21 protein-coding genes are annotated in these 18507 nt (G+C 55.1%); 12 read left to right on the top strand and 9 right to left on the bottom strand.

The window, feature by feature from the left end:
- Positions 1 to 102 precede the first annotated feature (102 nt).
- On the top strand, positions 103 to 1413 hold the full coding sequence (gene clcB / locus E3U32_RS19550; RefSeq protein ID WP_134350090.1) for a voltage-gated ClC-type chloride channel ClcB: 1311 nt from the start codon (positions 103 to 105) through the stop codon (positions 1411 to 1413).
- On the opposite strand, the gene bioD is transcribed toward clcB, so the two are convergent.
- The 3 genes from bioD to E3U32_RS19535 all read right to left on the bottom strand — a co-directional run bounded on the left by bioD (position 1348) and on the right by E3U32_RS19535 (position 4421).
- Positions 1348 to 2043: a dethiobiotin synthase gene (gene bioD, locus E3U32_RS19545; RefSeq protein ID WP_111965730.1), complete on the bottom strand. Its 696-nt coding sequence runs from the start codon at positions 2041 to 2043 to the stop codon at positions 1348 to 1350. The two genes, clcB and bioD, sit on opposite strands and share 66 nt — an antisense overlap.
- A 130-nt stretch (positions 2044 to 2173) precedes the next feature.
- Complete coding sequence (mlc, locus tag E3U32_RS19540; protein ID WP_134350089.1) at positions 2174 to 3394, bottom strand: sugar metabolism global transcriptional regulator Mlc; 1221 nt, start codon at positions 3392 to 3394, stop codon at positions 2174 to 2176.
- Between the two features lie 94 nt (positions 3395 to 3488).
- Positions 3489 to 4421, bottom strand: coding sequence for a LysR family transcriptional regulator (locus E3U32_RS19535; protein WP_134350088.1), 933 nt, complete (start codon positions 4419 to 4421; stop codon positions 3489 to 3491).
- 121 nt (positions 4422 to 4542) lie between these two features.
- Between E3U32_RS19535 and E3U32_RS19530 the strand changes: the two genes are divergently transcribed.
- The 8 genes from E3U32_RS19530 to E3U32_RS19495 all read left to right on the top strand — a co-directional run bounded on the left by E3U32_RS19530 (position 4543) and on the right by E3U32_RS19495 (position 11218).
- Entirely contained in the window at positions 4543 to 5796 is a 1254-nt protein-coding gene (locus tag E3U32_RS19530) for an MFS transporter (protein ID WP_134350087.1), read from the top strand.
- Between the two features lie 173 nt (positions 5797 to 5969).
- Positions 5970 to 6452: an Hcp family type VI secretion system effector gene (locus E3U32_RS19525; RefSeq protein WP_047742055.1), complete on the top strand. Its 483-nt coding sequence runs from the start codon at positions 5970 to 5972 to the stop codon at positions 6450 to 6452.
- Positions 6453 to 6465: 13 nt separating this feature from the next.
- Positions 6466 to 6915 carry an STM2901 family protein gene (locus tag E3U32_RS19520; RefSeq protein ID WP_134350086.1) on the top strand — a complete coding sequence of 150 codons (450 nt, stop codon included), beginning with the start codon at positions 6466 to 6468 and terminating at the stop codon, positions 6913 to 6915.
- Positions 6915 to 7244 (top strand): DUF1493 family protein, encoded by a 330-nt coding sequence (locus tag E3U32_RS19515; RefSeq protein ID WP_134350085.1) that lies wholly within the window; start codon positions 6915 to 6917, stop codon positions 7242 to 7244. The genes E3U32_RS19520 and E3U32_RS19515 overlap by 1 nt, the downstream gene beginning before the upstream one ends.
- Positions 7245 to 7345: 101 nt before the next feature.
- Positions 7346 to 8833 carry a carboxypeptidase M32 gene (locus E3U32_RS19510; protein ID WP_134350084.1) on the top strand — a complete coding sequence of 496 codons (1488 nt, stop codon included), beginning with the start codon at positions 7346 to 7348 and terminating at the stop codon, positions 8831 to 8833.
- A gap of 164 nt (positions 8834 to 8997) precedes the next feature.
- Complete coding sequence (locus E3U32_RS19505) at positions 8998 to 9537, top strand: thioredoxin fold domain-containing protein (RefSeq protein WP_166790963.1); 540 nt, start codon at positions 8998 to 9000, stop codon at positions 9535 to 9537.
- 166 nt (positions 9538 to 9703) lie between these two features.
- Positions 9704 to 10117, top strand: coding sequence for an acid resistance repetitive basic protein Asr (gene asr / locus E3U32_RS19500; RefSeq protein ID WP_059311270.1), 414 nt, complete (start codon positions 9704 to 9706; stop codon positions 10115 to 10117).
- Between the two features lie 279 nt (positions 10118 to 10396).
- On the top strand, positions 10397 to 11218 hold the full coding sequence (locus E3U32_RS19495; protein ID WP_134350082.1) for a trypsin-like serine peptidase: 822 nt from the start codon (positions 10397 to 10399) through the stop codon (positions 11216 to 11218).
- A 1-nt stretch (position 11219) separates the two neighbouring features.
- Here the strand turns inward: E3U32_RS19495 and E3U32_RS19490 are convergent, their stop codons facing one another.
- From E3U32_RS19490 to E3U32_RS23980, 4 genes are all read right to left on the bottom strand, one after another.
- Positions 11220 to 13382, bottom strand: a complete 2163-nt coding sequence (locus E3U32_RS19490; RefSeq protein WP_134350081.1) for a bifunctional diguanylate cyclase/phosphodiesterase — start codon at positions 13380 to 13382, stop codon at positions 11220 to 11222.
- A gap of 84 nt (positions 13383 to 13466) precedes the next feature.
- Positions 13467 to 13796, bottom strand: coding sequence for a multidrug/spermidine efflux SMR transporter subunit MdtI (mdtI, locus tag E3U32_RS19485; protein WP_047348730.1), 330 nt, complete (start codon positions 13794 to 13796; stop codon positions 13467 to 13469).
- A complete protein-coding gene (mdtJ, locus tag E3U32_RS19480; protein WP_134350080.1) occupies positions 13783 to 14145 on the bottom strand; it encodes a multidrug/spermidine efflux SMR transporter subunit MdtJ in 363 nt (120 codons plus the stop codon). Before mdtJ ends, mdtI begins: the two co-directional genes overlap by 14 nt.
- A 117-nt stretch (positions 14146 to 14262) precedes the next feature.
- On the bottom strand, positions 14263 to 14433 hold the full coding sequence (locus E3U32_RS23980) for a protein YdgV (RefSeq protein WP_435659352.1): 171 nt from the start codon (positions 14431 to 14433) through the stop codon (positions 14263 to 14265).
- A gap of 133 nt (positions 14434 to 14566) precedes the next feature.
- On the opposite strand from E3U32_RS23980, the gene E3U32_RS19475 reads away from it, so the two are divergent.
- Entirely contained in the window at positions 14567 to 15601 is a 1035-nt protein-coding gene (locus E3U32_RS19475) for an AI-2E family transporter (RefSeq protein ID WP_134350079.1), read from the top strand.
- 110 nt (positions 15602 to 15711) lie between these two features.
- Here E3U32_RS19475 and E3U32_RS19470 read toward each other — a convergent pair whose 3' ends face one another.
- Positions 15712 to 16737, bottom strand: coding sequence for an LLM class flavin-dependent oxidoreductase (locus E3U32_RS19470; protein ID WP_134350078.1), 1026 nt, complete (start codon positions 16735 to 16737; stop codon positions 15712 to 15714).
- 178 nt (positions 16738 to 16915) lie between these two features.
- On the opposite strand from E3U32_RS19470, the gene yajD reads away from it, so the two are divergent.
- Both yajD and E3U32_RS19460 read left to right on the top strand, forming a co-directional pair.
- The gene (gene yajD / locus E3U32_RS19465) at positions 16916 to 17263 is read left to right on the top strand and encodes an HNH nuclease YajD (RefSeq protein WP_006808895.1); all 348 of its coding nucleotides are present in this window, start codon (positions 16916 to 16918) and stop codon (positions 17261 to 17263) included.
- 52 nt (positions 17264 to 17315) lie between these two features.
- On the top strand, positions 17316 to 17594 hold the full coding sequence (locus tag E3U32_RS19460; RefSeq protein WP_134350077.1) for a hypothetical protein: 279 nt from the start codon (positions 17316 to 17318) through the stop codon (positions 17592 to 17594).
- A gap of 12 nt (positions 17595 to 17606) precedes the next feature.
- Here the strand turns inward: E3U32_RS19460 and E3U32_RS19455 are convergent, their stop codons facing one another.
- Positions 17607 to 18392, bottom strand: coding sequence for a MipA/OmpV family protein (locus E3U32_RS19455; RefSeq protein ID WP_134350076.1), 786 nt, complete (start codon positions 18390 to 18392; stop codon positions 17607 to 17609).
- Between the last annotated feature and the right edge of the window lie 115 nt (positions 18393 to 18507).

The raw sequence follows: 18507 nt of genomic DNA, 5'->3' as shown, positions 1-18507 counted from the left end.
CCTTTCCGGCCGGGCATCACCCGGCCTTTTCGCACGCAGACCTTTTGCTAACCCCGCGATTTCCCGCCACAATATCGTATTGTCCTCGTTAAAATACGACTCATGCAACGTCTTCATACCTACCCCGACATCCGCGCGATGTTTCGTCGCCTGCTGATTGCCACCGTCACCGGCGTGCTGGCCGCGCTGGCCGTTGCGGTATTTCGTCACAGCATGTACCTGCTGGAGTGGCTGTTTCTGAGCAATGACAGCGGGAGCCTGGTGAATGCCGCCGCGTCGCTATCTCCCTGGCGGCGCGCGCTGACGCCAGCCCTGGGCGGGCTGGCTGCCGGGCTGCTGCTCTGGGGATGGCAGCGGCTGACTGCACAGCGGCCTCACGCCCCCACCGATTATATGGAAGCCCTGGAGACTGATGACGGCCAGTTTGATTACGGCGCCAGCCTTGTTAAATCCCTTGCTTCGCTGCTGGTCGTTGCCAGCGGAAGCGCCATCGGGCGTGAAGGGGCCATGATCCTGCTCGCCGCCCTCGCCGCCTCCTTTTTCGCCCGGCGCTTTACGCCGAAATCAGAATGGAAGCTCTGGATCGCCTGCGGTGCCGCGGCCGGGATGGCCAGCGCCTACCATGCGCCCTTAGCCGGAAGCCTGTTCATTGCGGAGATTCTGTTTGGCACGCTGATGCTGGCCTCGCTCGGCCCCGTGGTGATTGCGGCGGTGGTGGCGCTTCTCACCACGCAGCTCCTGTCACCGGGTGCCGGCACGCTCTACGCGGTCCATCTGAGCGGCATCCTCAGCGCGGCAGATTATGGCCTGCTGGTCGCCATGGGCCTGCTGGCGGGGCTCTGCGGTCCGCTGCTGATGTGGCTGATGGCGTTCAGTCATTCTTTATTTTTGCGCCTGAAACTTTCTCCGCCCTGGCAGCTGGCGCTGGGCGGTTTGATCGTCGGGCTGCTGTCTCTCCTCACGCCAAAGGTGTGGGGGAATGGCTACAGCGTGGTTCAAGCTTTTCTGCTCGCCCCGCCCCTGCTGACGGTCATTGCCGGGGTGTTTATCTGTAAATTGCTGGCGGTACTGGCAAGCAGCGGTTCGGGCGCGCCGGGCGGGGTGTTTACGCCCACGCTGTTTGTCGGCATGGCGACAGGCATGCTGTTTGCACAACTTTTCGCGCTGTGGTTACCGGGTTCTGAGACGGCGATTTTGCTGGGTCTGGCGGGAATGGCAACGTTACTCGCTGCGACCACGCATGCGCCTATTATGTCGGCGCTGATGGTCTGTGAAATGACCGGGCAGTATTTTTTACTGCCCGGTTTACTGGTCGCCTGCGTGGTGGCGTCCGTGCTGTCGCGGACCTTACGCCACGACTCGGTCTACGGTCAACACGCCACCGAGGGCAGAGAGATCGATGTACTGCGCTAGCTCGCGCTGTTCGGCGCGAGGCAGATAAGGCAGTTCACCCACCAGCGGTCCGGGCAGTTTGGTACTCAGCACGTCGATGATCTCAGCGTAGTGCGCCAGGCCCGGGTTGATGCGGTTTGCCACCCAGCCAATCAGCGGCAGGCCGTCATTGGCAATCGCCTGCGCCGTCAGCAGCGCATGGTTGATGCACCCTTCCTGGATACCCACCACCATCACCACCGGAAGCTGTTCCTGCACCACCCATTCAGAAAGCGGACGCAGGTCATTCATCAGGCTGCGCCAGCCGCCCGTGCCTTCGACCACCACGTGATCGACCTTCTCGCTCAGGTTCGCCAGGCCGTCGGACAACAGGGGATAATTAATCAGGCCGCTGTGCGCTACGCTGCTCTCCTCTTCGCTTAACGCAATGGGATTGACCGCGTGATAAGGCAGTTCCAGTGACGAGACGCTTTGCAGCACCAGGGCGTCTTTATTACGCAATCCCTCTGGCGTCTCTTTACTGCCTTTTGCGACCGGTTTGTACCCTGCCACGCGTTTACCGCTTGCTGCAAGAGCCTGCAGCAATGCGCGGGATACGACGGTCTTGCCGACAGAGGTATCTGTACCAGTAACAAAGAAACGCTTAAGCATGACTCACTCCACCTCTTGGGTATGCTTCGAAAATATAAACCAGGTAAATAATTCAGTGGAGGAAGTCTACGGGATGCGTGCGCTACCCGGCTTGAGATAGCGCAATTTTTCTTACATCTGCGGAAAAGAGTTAACCCTGTAACAGGCGGATCAACAGCGAGCCGTTATACATGGCGTCTTTGACCAGCGCCGCGCCGGCCATCGTACCCTGGTTGGAAAACTGGGTGCTTTCTACCGCAATATTTTTGCTGTAGGCGGGAAGCGACTGCTGATGGATACAGGCCGAGATCGCCGGGAATAAGATCTCCGCCGCCTGGCTGAGCGGCGAGCCAATGAGGATTTTTTGCGGGTTAAAGAGGTTCACCATAATGGCCAGAATGCGGCCAACGTTATTCCCCACGCCGGTAATAATGTCCTTCGCCAGCAGATCGCCCTGGCGCGCTGCGGCGCAGAGGGAATCCACCGTTAAGGGTTGTCCGTGCAGCGAGGAGCTCATGGACTGGCCGAGCCTCACCTGCGCCAGCTCCAGCACGCTTTCCACGCTGGCAATGGTCTCCAGACAGCCGTGGTTCCCGCAGTAGCAGCGCTTGCCGTACGGGTCGACCTGGGTGTGGCCAATTTCCACCAGGCTGCTGCTTCCGGCGTGGAGAAGACGTCCGTCGGTGATCACGCCCGCCCCGACGTTATGGTCGATGACCACCTGAATCACATCCCGCGCACCGCGGGATGCGCCAAACAGCGCCTCGGCCATGGTCCAGGCGCTGATGTCATGCTGAATATAGACCGGCACGCCGGTGTGGTTTTTCAGTACTTCGCCCAGCGGCATCTCTTTGACATCGTCATAAAACGGCATGCGGTGAACGATGCCATTCTCGGTATCAATAATGCCCGGCATAGTGATGGCAATCGCCGTTAAGCGCTCAAGCCGCTGCTGATGGCGAATAAAGAAGTGATCGATGTGAGTGACAATCGCGTCGAGGAGCGGTTCTTCCGCGTTGAGGGGCAGTTCAAGCCGGTCTTCCACCACCAGCTTGCTGCTCAGATCGCGCAGTGCGAGGAAGATCTCGCCCCGACTGATGCGCAGCGACAGGTAGTGCCACGCTTCCGTCTCGACCACCAGCCCGACGGCCGGACGGCCACGGCTGCCCGGCTCCTGAATTTCCGTTTCCTGAACCAGGTGCGCTTCCAGCATTTCGCGGACAATCTTGGTGATACTGGCGGGTGCCAGCTGTGCCAGGCGCGAAAGATCGATACGCGAAACCGGACCAAGCTGATCAATCAGGCGATATACCGCGCCGGCGTTGGTCTGCTTAATCTGATCGATGTGCCCTGGCTGACTATCAGCAACCACCTCGTACTCCCTTATTTTCGAGCTTCGAAATAAACTGTTGGCTATGGTGAAGCACTTGCATGGCTGCCGTCAAATATTTACTTAGCCATGTGATTTACCGCACATTTTTACCCCCTTTCGCCTGAAAATATCGGCCAGCAGAGGCGTTAATTAGCTGCTGTTTGAAGCGCTGTGCGGCATGGCCCTGTTCACGATGTTTTGACCAGACCAGCCACATCTCTGAAACGGCATCCTCTTCGGCGATGGTCACCCAGCGCATTTCGCGTAATTGTACCCGTTTAAAGGAGGCCGGGAGAATAGACACGCCCAGCCCGGCGGCGACCAGACCAATAATGGTCATCGCTTCCCCGACTTCCTGGGTGATGACAGGAGCAAGATCGTAGCGGCGCATCAGACCCAGAATATCGTCATACAGCCCCGTCCCGACCTGCGGGTCAAAAAAGACGAACGGCTCTTTTGCGAGCTCTGCCAGCGAAACCGACGGACGCGACGCCAGCGGGTGATCGTGTGGGATCATGGCCATCAGCGGTTCGCGCAGGATCACCTCCCACGCCAGCGTGTCCGGCAGCTGGGTATTACGCATCAGCCCCAGATCCAAAGAACCTTCATTCAGCGGTGCAATCTGCTCGCGGGTGTTGATTTCACGCGTCTGAATATGAACATCCGGAAAGTGACGACGGAATGACGACAGGGTCTCCGAGACGGCGCTGATAAACGGTGCGGATGAGGTAAACCCGATTCGCAGCTCTCCGGCTTCCCCGAGATACAGCCGTTCTGCCCGGGCGGCTGCATCCTCGACCATGCTCAGGATTTGTCGGCTGTCGTTCAGAAACTGCTTTCCCGCCGCCGTCAGGCTCACGCTGCGGTTAGTGCGGGCCAGTAGACGCGCCCCGACCTGCTGTTCAAGGATCTGAATCTGCTGGCTTAACGGTGGCTGAGAGATATTCAGCCGCGCCGCCGCGCGGCCAAAATGCAGCTCTTCAGCGACGGCGACAAAGTAGCGAAGATGACGCAGCTCGATATTCATATTTTTAAAGTATCATTTGAGATTATTAATATATTAGACAGAATATTTACATTTTCCTACCCTGAACATGTGGTCATACCCGTCACCAGAAATCACGGGGATGTTTAAGCAAGGAAACTGTGTGAGTCGTACAACTACTATTGATATCGATCCGGCCAGAGATATCAATGATTTACCTGCAACATTGCAGCCGGTTCAGTTCATTAAACGTGGTACCCCCCAATTTATGCGCGTCACGCTGGCGCTCTTTTCCGCCGGTCTGGCCACTTTCGCCCTGCTCTATTGCGTTCAGCCGATCCTGCCCGTGCTCTCTCATGAGTTTGGCGTATCGCCTGCCAGCAGCAGCATTTCCCTCTCCATTTCTACCGGTATGCTGGCGATTGGCCTGCTCTTTACCGGCCCGCTGTCCGATGCCATTGGCCGTAAACCGGTGATGGTGACCGCCCTGATGCTGGCCTCGGTCTGTACGTTACTTTCGACCATGATGACCAGCTGGCACGGTATTCTTGTGATGCGCGCGCTGATTGGGTTATCGCTCAGCGGCGTGGCAGCGGTCGGGATGACCTATCTTAGCGAGGAGATCCACCCGAGCTTTGTTGCCTTTTCTATGGGGCTTTACATCAGCGGAAACTCGATTGGCGGTATGAGCGGACGCCTCCTGAGCGGGGTGTTCACGGACTTCTTTAACTGGCGTATTGCGCTGGCGGTCATCGGCTGTTTCGCGCTGGCATCAGCCCTGATGTTCTGGAAAATTCTGCCGGAGTCTCGTCATTTCCGTCCTACCTCCCTGCGCCCAAAAACGCTGTTTATCAACTTCCGCCTGCACTGGCGCGACAAGGGGCTGCCGCGCCTGTTTCTGGCAGGCTTCCTGCTGATGGGCTCCTTCGTCACGCTGTTTAACTATATTGGCTATCGCCTGATGCTCTCCCCGTGGCATCTGAGCCAGGCGGTGGTCGGCCTGCTTTCCGTGGCGTACCTGACCGGCACCTGGAGTTCGCCGAAAGCCGGGGCGATGACCGCACGCTATGGGCGCGGTCCGGTCATGCTGTTCTTCACGGCGATGATGCTGCTCGGCCTGCTGCTGACGCTCTTCTCCTCCCTGTGGCTAATTTTTGCTGGAATGCTGCTCTTCTCAGCGGGGTTCTTCGCCGCCCACTCGGTCGCCAGCAGCTGGATTGGTCCGCGCGCGCGTCGCGCCAAAGGACAGGCATCGTCGCTGTATCTGTTTAGCTATTACCTGGGTTCCAGCATCGCCGGGACGCTCGGCGGTGTGTTCTGGCATAACTACGGCTGGAACGGTGTGGGCGGGTTTATTGCGCTGATGCTGTGCGCGGCGCTGCTGGTGGGGGGGAGTTTGCATCAGCGTTTGAAATAAACAAACGCTATCCCCCGCATGAGCGTAATTGTGCGGGGGGTCGTTTCTTACGTTAGTCACGCTTAATTTAAAATTAATAAAAATCAATTAATTATAGCCATTTCGTGCATTTATCGCCCCTCCCTCTTTTTGTAAGCTCATCGACTCCATCCTAAGAAAAGAAGGGTTTTAAAATGGCTATTCCAGGCAATATGTGGTTATTCGATGACGGTGGTGCACTGATTAAAGGTGGTTGTGATGTGCAGCACAGGGAATACAGCATTGAGTTCAAAGGATTTCACCACAATCTTTCGACTCCGACCGATAACCTGACAGGTAAACCTACGGGTAAACGCATCCACTCCCCGATGATGATCGTAAAGGAATTCGATTACTCATCACCCTATCTCTATAAAGCGGTCGCGACAGGTCAGGCTCTACAAAAAGCCGAACTCAAATTCTATAAGATTAATGACGCAGGTCTTGAAGCAGAGTACTTCAATATTCTTCTGGAAGGCGTGCGGATTGTTTCGGTATCACCTGCAATGGCCGCGCCGGGCGATAATAATAACAACCACCTCGAAACGGTTGAATTGCGCTATGAGAAAATTACGTGGAAACATAACGACGGCAATATCATTTTCTCTGACGCATGGAATGAACGGGCGACAGCGTAACTGGGGTATTGGTATGGATACTACGGAAGAGATTAACGGAACCTACTTCTACAGAGGCCATTCAAACCTCACTCCAGGTGAGTTACTTGAGATCATTTTTCTGGAGGAGTTCTGTATGGAGTTGGGGATAGATGCCGTTTCAGGCGCGGCTATTTTGGGCGGGCAACCATGGCTAGGTACTCGGGCAAAACCTGAAGGCGCTATCCTGGGGACGAGCGTTGTTTCAAAGTACGCGCGAATAATTTTACGGGACGCACGTCTCCCTTTCGGGATTAAAATTCCCACTCCCGTTGGAGTCAGAATGCAGCCAACTAACAAACTCGCTGCGGTAATTGGTCGTTACATCCCCTGGCTAGGATGGACCTCGCTTGCACTGACTCTTCATCGAGTTTCAACACGTACGCAAGAAAAATACAATTTGATTGCACGACCAAAAGACCGCATAGCGTGGACATTTTTCTGATGAGCATCGTAGACGACGTGTTATTTATGTTTCGGGATGAAATTCCTGGCTATCTGGATAAAGACTGGAAAGAAGTTCCTCTGGAACTTGATTCTGATTTATTTGGTTCCCCGGGGGATGACTTTCATGATGCATTAAACCGATACGAGAAAGAGTTTAACGTGGATTTGTCTGGCGTGAACTGGTCTCGTTATTTTCCCTGGCAGAATACCCCATTGTTAGATCGCTGGTTCAAGCTGAAGCGGGAAGAAGTTGAAGCAACCCGCATCCCGTTGACCGTAAGAATGTTTGCAGAGTCCGCAAAAGCAGGCAAGTGGCTCTACGACTGACTGATAAGGGGCTTCGCGCCCCTTGTATCAAAAATGCATTAATCCTCCCTGAATCACGTTACACTCCCTGAACACTCCCAACACGATAAGGAAGAACAAGAATGGAAAAAACATCGGCTTATCAACAACTCACCCGCACCTTCCAGCGCCTCTCCCGCTTCTCCCACCTCTCCTCCATCGCCAGCTGGGACATGTTTACGATGATGCCGCCAGGTGGCAGTGCCGCACGCGGTGAGGCGCTGGCGGAGATGAGCGTCCTGCAACACCAGATCCTGACCGATAAAAAAGTGGCCGACCTGCTGACTGCAGCGGCAGGTGAAGATCTGAATGACGTTGAACAGGCCAACCTGCGCGAAATGACGCGTCAATATCAGCAGGCCTCGCTGCTGCCGGAATCGCTGGTGGAAGCCAAATCCCTCGCGGGCAGCAAGTGTGAACATGCCTGGCGCACTCAGCGCCCCGCTAACGACTGGCAGGGTTTTTCCGCCAATCTGAAAGAGGTGGTCAAGCTCAGCCGCGAAGAGGCTCGTCTGCGGGCCGAAGCCAAAGGGTGTACACCTTACGATGCGCTGCTGGATATTTTTGAGCCCGACATGACCAGCGCCCGTCTGGACGTTCTGTTCGGTGATATGAAATCCTGGCTACCGGACCTGCTGGCAAACGTGGTGGAAAAACAGGCTCAACGGTCGTTTGTTCCCCCGCAAGGTCCCTTCCCGACCGCAACACAGCGCGAGCTGGGCCTGGAAGCCATGAAGATGCTCGGCTTCGATTTTAACGGCGGTCGCCTGGATGTCAGTGCGCACCCGTTCTGCGGCGGCGTACCGGAGGACGTGCGGATCACCACGCGCTATGACGAGGATGAGCTGCTCAGCGCGCTGTTTGGCGTGATCCACGAAACCGGACACGCGCGCTACGAACAAAACCTGCCGCGCGCGTGGGCAGGACAGCCGATTGCGCTGGCCCGCTCAACCGCGATCCATGAATCGCAGAGCCTGTTCTTTGAGATGCAGCTGGGACGCAGTGAAGCCTTCCTCAAACATCTTCTCCCTGCGGTACATGCCCGCTTTGGCAGCCAGGCGGCGTTCAGCGAAGAGAACTTTATTGCCTGGAACCAGCGCGTAAAACCGGGCTATATCCGCGTCGATGCGGACGAAGTGAGCTACCCGGCACACGTGGTGCTGCGCTATGAGATTGAGCGAGCGCTGATCAACGGCGAAATCGAGGTGGACGATATTCCCGCCCTGTGGGATGAGAAGATGCAGGCCTGGCTTGGGTTATCAACCAAAGACAACTACCGCAACGGCTGTATGCAGGATATTCACTGGACCGACGGCGGTTTTGGTTACTTCCCGTCTTATACGCTGGGAGCTATGTATGCCGCGCAGCTGTTCCACGCCGCCAGTACCGCGCTGCCGGGTCTACAGGCCTCCATTGCAGAGGGCGATTTTTCCGCCCTCTTCGACTGGCTGCGTCAGAACATCTGGCAGCACGGTAGCCGCTTTACCACGTCGCAGTTAATTACCCAGGCGACGGGTGAAGATCTGAATATCCGCTACTTCCGCGAACATTTGACCTCCCGTTATTTGTAATTCCCCCCTGCCGGAGTGCGCTCCGGCAATTTCTTTGCTCTTCTACATAAGAATATGATTCTGCACATTCCTTTGCGATCTCACTTGAGGTATGTAGTTTAATCCTGGCTACATAATTAAACCGCTATCAGGCCAGGGTTAAAAAATAAATAAAGGGATGAATAATGAAAGGCATAATGAAAACGATGGCGTTAGCCGTACTGTGCGCGACGAGTTTAAGTACCTTCGCCGCCACGGATAACACCCCGCTAGAAGCATATAACGATATCACCCGTTCTCTCGCAGATCTCCAGCCCATCACATTTCAGGCTCCCGCAGAAAAATACAAGCTGCTGGTGTTTATTGATAACCAGTGCGTTTACTGCAGCAACGTGGTGAAAAACGTGAAGCAGTATACGGATGCCGGCTTGACCATGTCGTTTCTGACCGTTGCCCCTAAACCTATTCGCGACTCGGTCATTGAGGATATGGGGCGCGTCTGGTGTTCAACCGATAAGGTCAAAAGCCTGCAGAAAGCGATGACGGGATTTTTACCGGATAACGAAACAACGCCTGCCTGTTCCGACCGGGTCACTCGCCAGTCTGCTCTGGCTGAAAGGCTGGGCATCAACATCACACCGTTCATGGTGGTCATCGAGCCAGAATCACGCTCGATTATTGGCAGCCAGCCACCGGCTGCAATTCTGGCTGCGCTAAAGAAATAGCCCTCGCGTGTACGAACGTGCCTGTTCGTACACCTTTTTTCCCCTCTGTACATTCCGTTACACGCCGATACCAATCACTCACGGAAACCCCGAGTTTACAGGGATATAGTTATTTCAACGGCCCCGCAGTGGGGTTAAATGAAAAACCAAATTCGAGGGTATGAGAATGAATAAAGTATTAGCTCTGGTTGTTGCCGCTGCTATGGGTCTGTCTTCTGCTGCATTTGCTGCTGACACTACCGCAACTGCTGCACCGGCTGCCGCGCCTGCTGCAACCACCACCGCTGCGCCAGCAAAAGCGGTTCACCATAAGAAACACCACAAAGCTGCAGCGAAAAAAGAAGCCGCTGCACCAGCAACCGCAGCACCAACCGAGCAAAAAGCTCAGGCTGCCAAAAAACACCACAAAAAAGCCGCTAAACCGGCTGTAGAGCAGAAAGCGCAGGCTGCTAAAAAGCACCACAAACACAAAAAAGCGACCAAACCGGCCGTAGAACAGAAAGCTCAGGCTGCTAAAAAGCATCACAAAAAAGCAGTAAAACACGAAGCTGCTAAACCAGCTGCACAGCCAGCTGCGTAAGAGTACAAGCTTAACCGTGCCTTACGGGGCACGTTGGTAAACCGGCGCTGAACCGGAACAGGTTCCGCGCCGTTTTTTTTATCCGGAGGGCGTATGCTGCGACGCTATCGGTTTGAGCTGATTCTGATCCTGCTTATTTTATGCGCGCTCATCGCAAGCCATTTTTATCTTTCCTGATTGTAGCACGCTGATTTTACTCCCACTTTAGCGCTGTCCCGTCTATAGTATTTTCATAGGGTTCACTTTTAATAATCATAATTACCCCCACCAGAGTGTGATATGCGTAAATCTGTTGTGTTGTTACTGGGAACGTTTGGTCTTTTTTCTGGATTTTCACATGCGGATGATGGCGGTGATGACACCATTAGCGCGAAAGAGCTAAAGACGCTTTTTTTCGGTCATGACGATCGCACGCGCGTCACCGACCCGACCCAGGCACCCTGGGACGCTATAGGCCAACTGGAAACCGCCAGCGGTAACTTATGTACTGCAACACTGATCACCCCGCAGCTTGCCCTGACGGCAGGCCACTGTCTGCTAACCCCACCAAACGGCAAGCCGGATAAAGCGGTTGCCTTGCGATTTGTGTCGCAAAAAGGCATCTGGCGCTATGAAATTCACGGCATTGAAGGCCGGGTTGATCCCTCTCTTGGCAAGCGCCTGAAACCGGATGGTGACGGCTGGATAGTGCCACCGGCGGCCGCCTCATGGGATTTTGGTCTGATCATTTTACGCTACCCGCCTTCCGGCATTACGCCGTTGCCGTTATTTGACGGCGACAAAGCCGCCCTCACCGCCGCGCTGAAAGCCGCCGACCGGAAGGTGACCCAATCAGGCTACCCTGTCGATCATCTGGATACGCTTTATACGCATACCGACTGTATTGTGACGGGCTGGGCGCAAACCAGCGTGCTTTCGCATCAGTGCGATACGCTGCCGGGCGATAGCGGCTCACCGTTGATGTTGAAAACGGATAAGGGCTGGCAGTTGATCGGTGTCCAGAGCTCTGCACCGGCGGCGAAAGACAGATGGCGCGCAGATAACCGGGCCCTGTCCGTTACCGGTTTCCGCGACCAGCTCGAAGCGCTGGCACAGCAGTAAATCAACACCTTCTGACCTGATGTAACGCCCTGATTGACTCAATCGGCATCGGCTGGCTGAACCAAAAACCCTGCAGTTGATCGCAGCCAGCCAGCCGCAGCAGTTTCATTTGCTTCTCGGTTTCTACCCCTTCTGCGACCACCGCCATGCCCAGCGCATTGGCGATCCGCACCGTGCCGCTCACCAGCGCGGCCGCCTGTTCATCGTTATCCACCAGCCCGGCCAGCGATTTATCAATCTTGATGGTGTCGAAGTTAAAACGCCGCAAATACCCAATGCTTGAATAACCGGTGCCAAAGTCATCCAGCGCCACCGCGGTGCCCAGCGCTTTAAGATTGGCGATTGCCATGCGGGCACGCTCAGGATTTTCCAGCACATAGGACTCCGTGACCTCAAGCTGGAGCCTGTTAGCCGGGAAACGGGTGGTCTCCAGCACGCTGGCCACTTTTTCTTCGAAGGCAGGATCGCGAAATTGTGCGGGAGAGATATTCACGGAGAGCTTTAAGTCACCGTACGGCTGCAGATCCTGGCAGGCCCGCTGCAGAACAAACTGGCCCAGTTTGTAAATCAAACCGCTGGTTTCCGCAATGGCGATAAAGGTATCCGGGCCTAGCGGCCCGTCCGGGCGACGCGGCCAGCGGACCAGCGCTTCGACGCTGCTCATTTTCTGGCTGCGGGCGTCAATAATCGGCTGATACCAGACCTCAAACTCATCGCGCTCCAGACCGTGGCGGATCTGATTTTCAATCGCCAGCTTGCGTTCCCTGGCGCTGTTCAGCTCCGCGTCGTAGTGGGTGATACGCCCTTTCCCGCTCATTTTGGCGTGATACATGGCAATATCGGCGCGGCGAAACAGCTCGGTGCTGTTGCACTCAATCAGGGTTCCGCTGGCGATACCGATGCTGGCACCAATATGGATGGTGCGTTCCCCCAGATGAATGGGGGTGGTGAGAAAATCCAGCACGGAAACGGCAAAGGCGGTGGCTTCTGCCTCGGCCTTATCACCGCCGATAGTCATGGCAAATTCATCCCCGCCCATTCGCGCCAGCATCCCGCCCGGCGGCACGCGTTCACTCAGCGTTTTCGCAATCGCCACGATGAGATCGTCACCCACGCTGTGGCCGTAGATATCATTCACGTCTTTAAAGCCATCCAGATCGATAAACACCACGCTTTTGACGTCGATATCACCGCGTAAACTCACCCGATCCAGCGCCTCGATGAGCGCACGCCGGTTCGGCAGATGACTTAGCCAGTCCGTTCTTGCGACCAGACGCGCCTGGCTTTCTCCGCGCGCAAGCTTGTAGAGCCCCACGCTGCTCACCAGAATGAAAAGCAGGATCAGGGCCGACGCCAGCACCACAATCTGCCGGATGTCAGAAGATGCCGCCCGAGCGGCCTGCGCGCCCGGAAGCCGCGCCTGCCAGTTGAGATACCCGACTAACTCCCCCGCAGCACTGCGCAGCGGCATGCTGCGATCGTTGATTTTGCCTGGAGAATAGTTGAGGTTATCAATCTGAAAGGTCGCCCCCAGGTCGGATAATATTTTGGCGTTCAGATGACGGGTAATCACCAGATAGCGGCGCGTTCCGTCGGTCACCTGTAATCTTCCGACCATCGGGCGAATCAGCCCTATTCCGACAAAGGCGACACCGTGGCGCGTCTGGCTGATCCCCGCATAGATATTTTTTTCACCGGAGAGCGCTCGCCTGTGCTGGTCAATAAGCGCTTTGAGGCCTTTGCCAAAGAAGTCGAGGTTGGTCTCGTTGAAGTGTTGGCTTTGAAACGATCCCCAGATGACATTGAAATGTTCATCAAGCACAAAGGTACCGTCATAGAGATTGTTGATTTTAAAGCCAGCGCCCCAGGTGTTATACAACCAGTCGGTATCGAGCACTGAACGGTAGGCCTCCCGCACCGCATCGTCCCAGACGGCATTATCGAGTACCAGAGAGGAGACGCGGTTAACCGATGTCTGAATGGCACCCTGCACGGAAAGCGCCGAGCGGTGTTCGTCAATTTCATTGGTTTTCGTACTGATAAGGTGCAGGGAAAGATAGAGAAGCGCGACGATGGAGATGATTAAGCCGATCCCCGCCATGAAGACCATGGCAAACAACGTTCTCGCGGTGGGAATATTGCGCCAGCTTAATGTGCGATACATCAGCCATCCTCTTCAATGTTTTGCTTTTCTAAGAGTAATACAGGCAGCGAATTTCGCTGCCTGTAAATAATGGCTTGAGGTCTGTCAGGCGAGTTTTATCATGATCATGCCGGCAAGCAGCAATATGAGCCCTATCCAGCCCTTGTTATTTAAACGCTGGCCGAAGAGCACCCAGCCTGCAGCCAGCGTGGCGGCGATACCAAAACCACCCCACAGCGCATAGGCCACCGACAGATCGATACCTTTTACCGCCTGGGACAGGGCGCTGAACGCCCCCAGAACCGCAGCAATTGACAGCAGGCCGTATATTTTACGGCGAAAACCATCGGAGAATTTAAGCAGGACGTTCGCCAGAATTTCCAGCACGATGGCGAGCCCCAGCCAGGCCGCATGAACCCACTCAAACTGTTGCATGGTTCTGCTCCTTCTGCTGTTTGACAGGCTTACGGGTGCCCGATTTAATCAGCACAATACCCGCGACCAGCGTCGTTAACCCGGCGATCTTCATTGTTGTTAATGTTTCGTCAAATATCAGCACGCTGAACAGCGTAATCAACAAAATACCGATCCCTTCCCACAGCGCATACGCGACGCCCAGCGCAATTTTCTTCACCGCAAACGAGAGGAAAATATAAGAAAGTGAAATCATCACCAGCATTAAAATAAAACCGGTGTTGCCATCGCTAACGCTTGCCCATTTCATCGACAGCGTGCCGGTAATTTCAGCGATAATCGCCAGGGCTAATAAAATCCAGTAAAACATGTTTTTCTCCTGCTTGAGAATATAATCCATCGTGGCCCGCTGCGAGCAGCAAACCAAAAAATACGAATTGAAATCAGACAGCTAAGCGCTTAGCGCCAGCTCAGGCAGAAGATATGACTATAGTGCGGTGCGCCAGTGTTGCTCACCAGAAAGCAGGAAGAAGGAGGTGAAAAATACAGCGGTGTTGTTTGAAGCGTACGTCCTGAACAGATTGTCCATAAAATTACAATTATCCGCCTTGTTGCTTCTCGTCTTTGCGGATGAAAATTGTCCTCGGTAGTTAAACACACCAAATTTGTACCATAAGCCAGGATTTTACTCAAAGTCTTTGCAATTCTTTACCCATCCCGTTTGATTTTGGTTAGTTTATTGCATCGCCTTTCGCCTTTATTATAAATATAAAGAAAAATACGGAGTCACCATGGCTAAACCCATCATTACCCTGAACGGGTTAAAAATTGTCATCATGCTGGGCATGCTGGTGATTATACTGACAGGCGTTCGCTTTGCCGCCGACATTATTGTGCCCTTTATTCTGGCGCTGTTTATTGCGGTGATCCTGAACCCGCTGGTACAGCGCATGACGCGCCTGCGCATCCCGCGCGTGCTGGCTATCACGCTGCTTATCAGCATCATTATTGTGGCGATGGTCTTGCTGGTGGCGTATCTCGGGACCTCGCTAAATGAACTGGCGCGAACGCTGCCGAAATACCGCTCTTCGCTGGCGATACCGCTGCTGCAGCTTGAACCCTGGCTGCAGCGCGCGGGTATCGAAGTCTCGGTTGAGGAGCTCCTGAAATATATCGACCCCAATGCGGCCATGACTATCGTCACCAGCCTGCTGGCGCAGCTTTCCAATGCCATGACGTCTATTTTTCTGCTGTTTTTAACGGTGGTGTTCATGCTGCTGGAGGTGCCTCAGCTGCCGGCAAAGCTGCAGCAGATGATGGTTCGTCCGGCTGAAGGGATGGGGGCGATCCAACGCGCGCTGGACAGCGTTTCCCGCTATCTGGTGCTGAAAACGGCCATTAGCCTGGTCACGGGCGGTGTCGTCTGGGTGATGCTCCTGGCGCTGGACGTTCGCTTTGCCTTCGTCTGGGGATTACTGGCGTTCGCGCTTAACTATATTCCTAACATCGGGTCCGTGCTGGCGGCGATCCCCCCTATTCTTCAGGTGCTGGTTTTCAGCGGGCTTTATGACGCGCTGATCCTGCTGGCCGGCTATCTGGTCATCAATCTGGTGTTCGGTAATATTCTTGAGCCACGAATGATGGGCCGGGGCCTGGGACTGTCCACGCTGGTGGTCTTTTTGTCCCTGATATTCTGGGGCTGGCTGCTCGGCCCCGTTGGGATGCTGCTCTCCGTCCCGCTGACCATCATCGTCAAAATTGGCCTTGAACAGACGGCGGGTGGGCAAAGTATCGCCGTGCTGCTGAGCGATATGAGCCATCAATAGCGGTCAGTCCGCCAGTGGGTACAGCAAGGTCACGGTGTACCCACTGGCTCGCCAAAACGGCGATACCAGAGGGCCTTTCCATAACGATCTCACAGCTGATAGCGAAGCGACTACTTGCGCCAGCCCATTGCCGGTGCGACATGCTTGAGAATGGACTCAATCACGTGCGCATTATAATCCACACCCAGCTGGTTCGGGACGGTCAGTAAGAGCGTATCGGCTTCGGCAATCGCCTCGTCCTTTTTCAGCTGATCAACCAGCTTGTCAGGCTCCGCGGCATAGCTGCGCCCGAAGATAGCGCGCGTTTTCTCATCCAGGTAACCCACGCTATCGCTGTCGTTGCGGCTGGCACCGAAGTACATCCGGTCACGGTCGTCCATTAGTGCAAAAATGCTGCGGCTAACCGATACCCGCGGCTCGCGCGTGTGCCCCGCATCTTTCCAGGCCTGCCGGTACGCGCGGATCTGTTTTGCCTGCTGAATATGGAACGGCTCACCGGTTTCATCGTCTTTCAGCGTTGAGCTTTGCAGGTTCATTCCGAGTTTCGCGGCCCATACGGCCGTCGCATTTGAACCTGCGCCCCACCAGATCCGCTCGCGCAGCCCTTCTGAATAAGGCTCCAGGCGCAGCAGCCCCGGCGGATTCGGAAACATCGGCTGTGGATTCGGTTTGGCAAACCCTTCACCGCGCAGCACCTCAAGCAGCACCTCGGTATGACGGCGCGCCATATCCGACTCGTTTTCCCCTTCCTGCGGGACATAGCCGAAATGACGCCAGCCATCAATTACCTGCTCCGGAGAGCCCCGGCTGATGCCAAGCTGCAAACGCCCGCCGGAAATCAGGTCCGCCGCGCCCGCATCCTCGGCCATGTACATCGGATTTTCATAGCGCATATCAATGACGCCCGTACCGATTTCGATGGTTTTCGTTTTTGCGCCAATGGCGGCCAGCAGAGGGAAAGGCGAGCTAAGCTGTCGGGCGAAGTGGTGCACGCGGAAGTACGCGCCGTCGGCCCCCAGCTCTTCAGCCGCCACGGCTAAATCGATGGACTGCAGCAGCGTGTCTGCCGCCGAGCGCGTACCGGACTGCGGCGAGGGTGTCCAGTGACCAAAGGATAAAAACCCGATCTTTTTCATAACCATGTGTCCTGATAATGCTTTGCGTACTATCTACTTTACGCAGTATCTGGAGAGAATAAACGGCGTTTATTTAACGGAATGATTCAAATAAATTGATTGAATTGAGGGGTTCGTCATTACGTTCCATAATGGGATATAATATTCCCCACTCTTTTTATGGCAGGTAAAACCGGCAATGGCTTTGATCCCCAAAAACTACGCGCGGCTGGAAAGCGGCTATCGCGAAAAAGCATTAAAAATCTATCCATGGGTGTGTGGACGCTGCTCGCGCGAGTTTGTCTATTCCAATCTGCGTGAACTCACGGTTCACCATATCGATCACGACCATACCAACAACCCGGAAGATGGCAGCAACTGGGAGCTGCTGTGCCTGTTTTGCCACGATCACGAACATTCGAAATACACCGAAGCGGATCAGTACGGTACCACCGTGGTTGCCGGGGAAGACGCGCAAAAAGACGTGGGCGTCGCCACGTTTAATCCCTTTGCTGATTTAAAAGCAATGATGAATAAGAAGAAATAATCGTTCACCGCCCATATCTGCCGTATGGGCGGCTCAGGAAAGGAAAAAGGCCATGGACACCCTCAGTTGCTACTGGGATATGTTTTATACCGCCTACGGTTTACTTTTCTCCAGAATCATTGCCTTCGTACTTCTGGTCTGGCTGTGTCATGATTTTCTGCGCCGCATAAGGAAAAACGCCGCGGATGCCAACGCCGCCGCAGGCCCGATCGCAGAAGCCGATGCCCGGGAGCGGTATCAATGGCGTTTTCAGCTGTGGTCATTGCGAACGGTACAAATCCTCTGCCTGCTCTCTCTTTTCTGGATGCTTATTAAGGGACTCTTTGCCTGACCCTTTCCCTGGTTAAAATGTCCAGGTGATGGCGGCGGTTGCAGACCCCTCATTGCGCCGCATCACGATCGGGCTGTCATTCGCATGGTCGCCAAGCCAGGTATAGTCCGCGCTCAGGACTGTCCCCCAGTGAGCATCGAACTGATGGCTCCAGGTCAGACTGGTATCGACGCCATAAAATCCACCCGGCGCAGCATAGCGGCTATAGCCGGTGCGGCGGCTCTGCTGCTCGCTGACCCCATACCAGGTATTCAGATAACGGCTGTCGCCAAACAGGGCCGCGGACTGAAAGGCGATCGTGTCCTGGTTATTTTGTACCGGGATCAGCGTCACGGAGGCCTGATAGCGTCCCCCCTGGCTGTCCGTTAACGGCAGCGTGGCTCTGCCCTCAACGCTCAGCCAGGGCAGAGCCTGCCAGCCGACGGCAAGGCCGGTATTCAGGGTGGCATCAATGTCACCCATCCCTTTCAGATTGTTTGCGCCCTCACGCCAGCCAGAATTTTTCTCAGCCCTTCCGAAGTCGTAGCCCAGCGTGTGTTCGAAGTACCAACCGCTGTCGTTTTGCAGGTCATATCCCACCCCTTTTTGCGCATCAATAAAGAAAGCGCCTTTACGACCCTGCAGCACCGGAACCACCTGCCACACCTGCTTGTCTGAGCCTGAGTAACGGGGGGCGTACTGCCCTCCCAGCCCGACTGTTAAGGAATCGGACGCGGTGCCATCATCCGCCTGCGCGCCGGATGCCACGACCATCAGAAGCGGGACGGACATATACAGGACTTTTTTTATCGCTATCATACTGCTCTCCATACAGACGCTGGCGTCTCCTGAAACAGGGGCGGCCACACAATGTTGGCGCAGTATGATTTGCCAAAATCAATGAATCGTCGGGATAGTGTTAAGAAACGGTCAA

Origin of the sequence: Lelliottia nimipressuralis, from assembly GCF_004402045.1 — a bacterium.
GTDB classification, from domain to species: Bacteria; Pseudomonadota; Gammaproteobacteria; order Enterobacterales; family Enterobacteriaceae; genus Enterobacter; species Enterobacter chinensis.
This window is presented reverse-complemented; position numbering and strand designations above follow the sequence as displayed.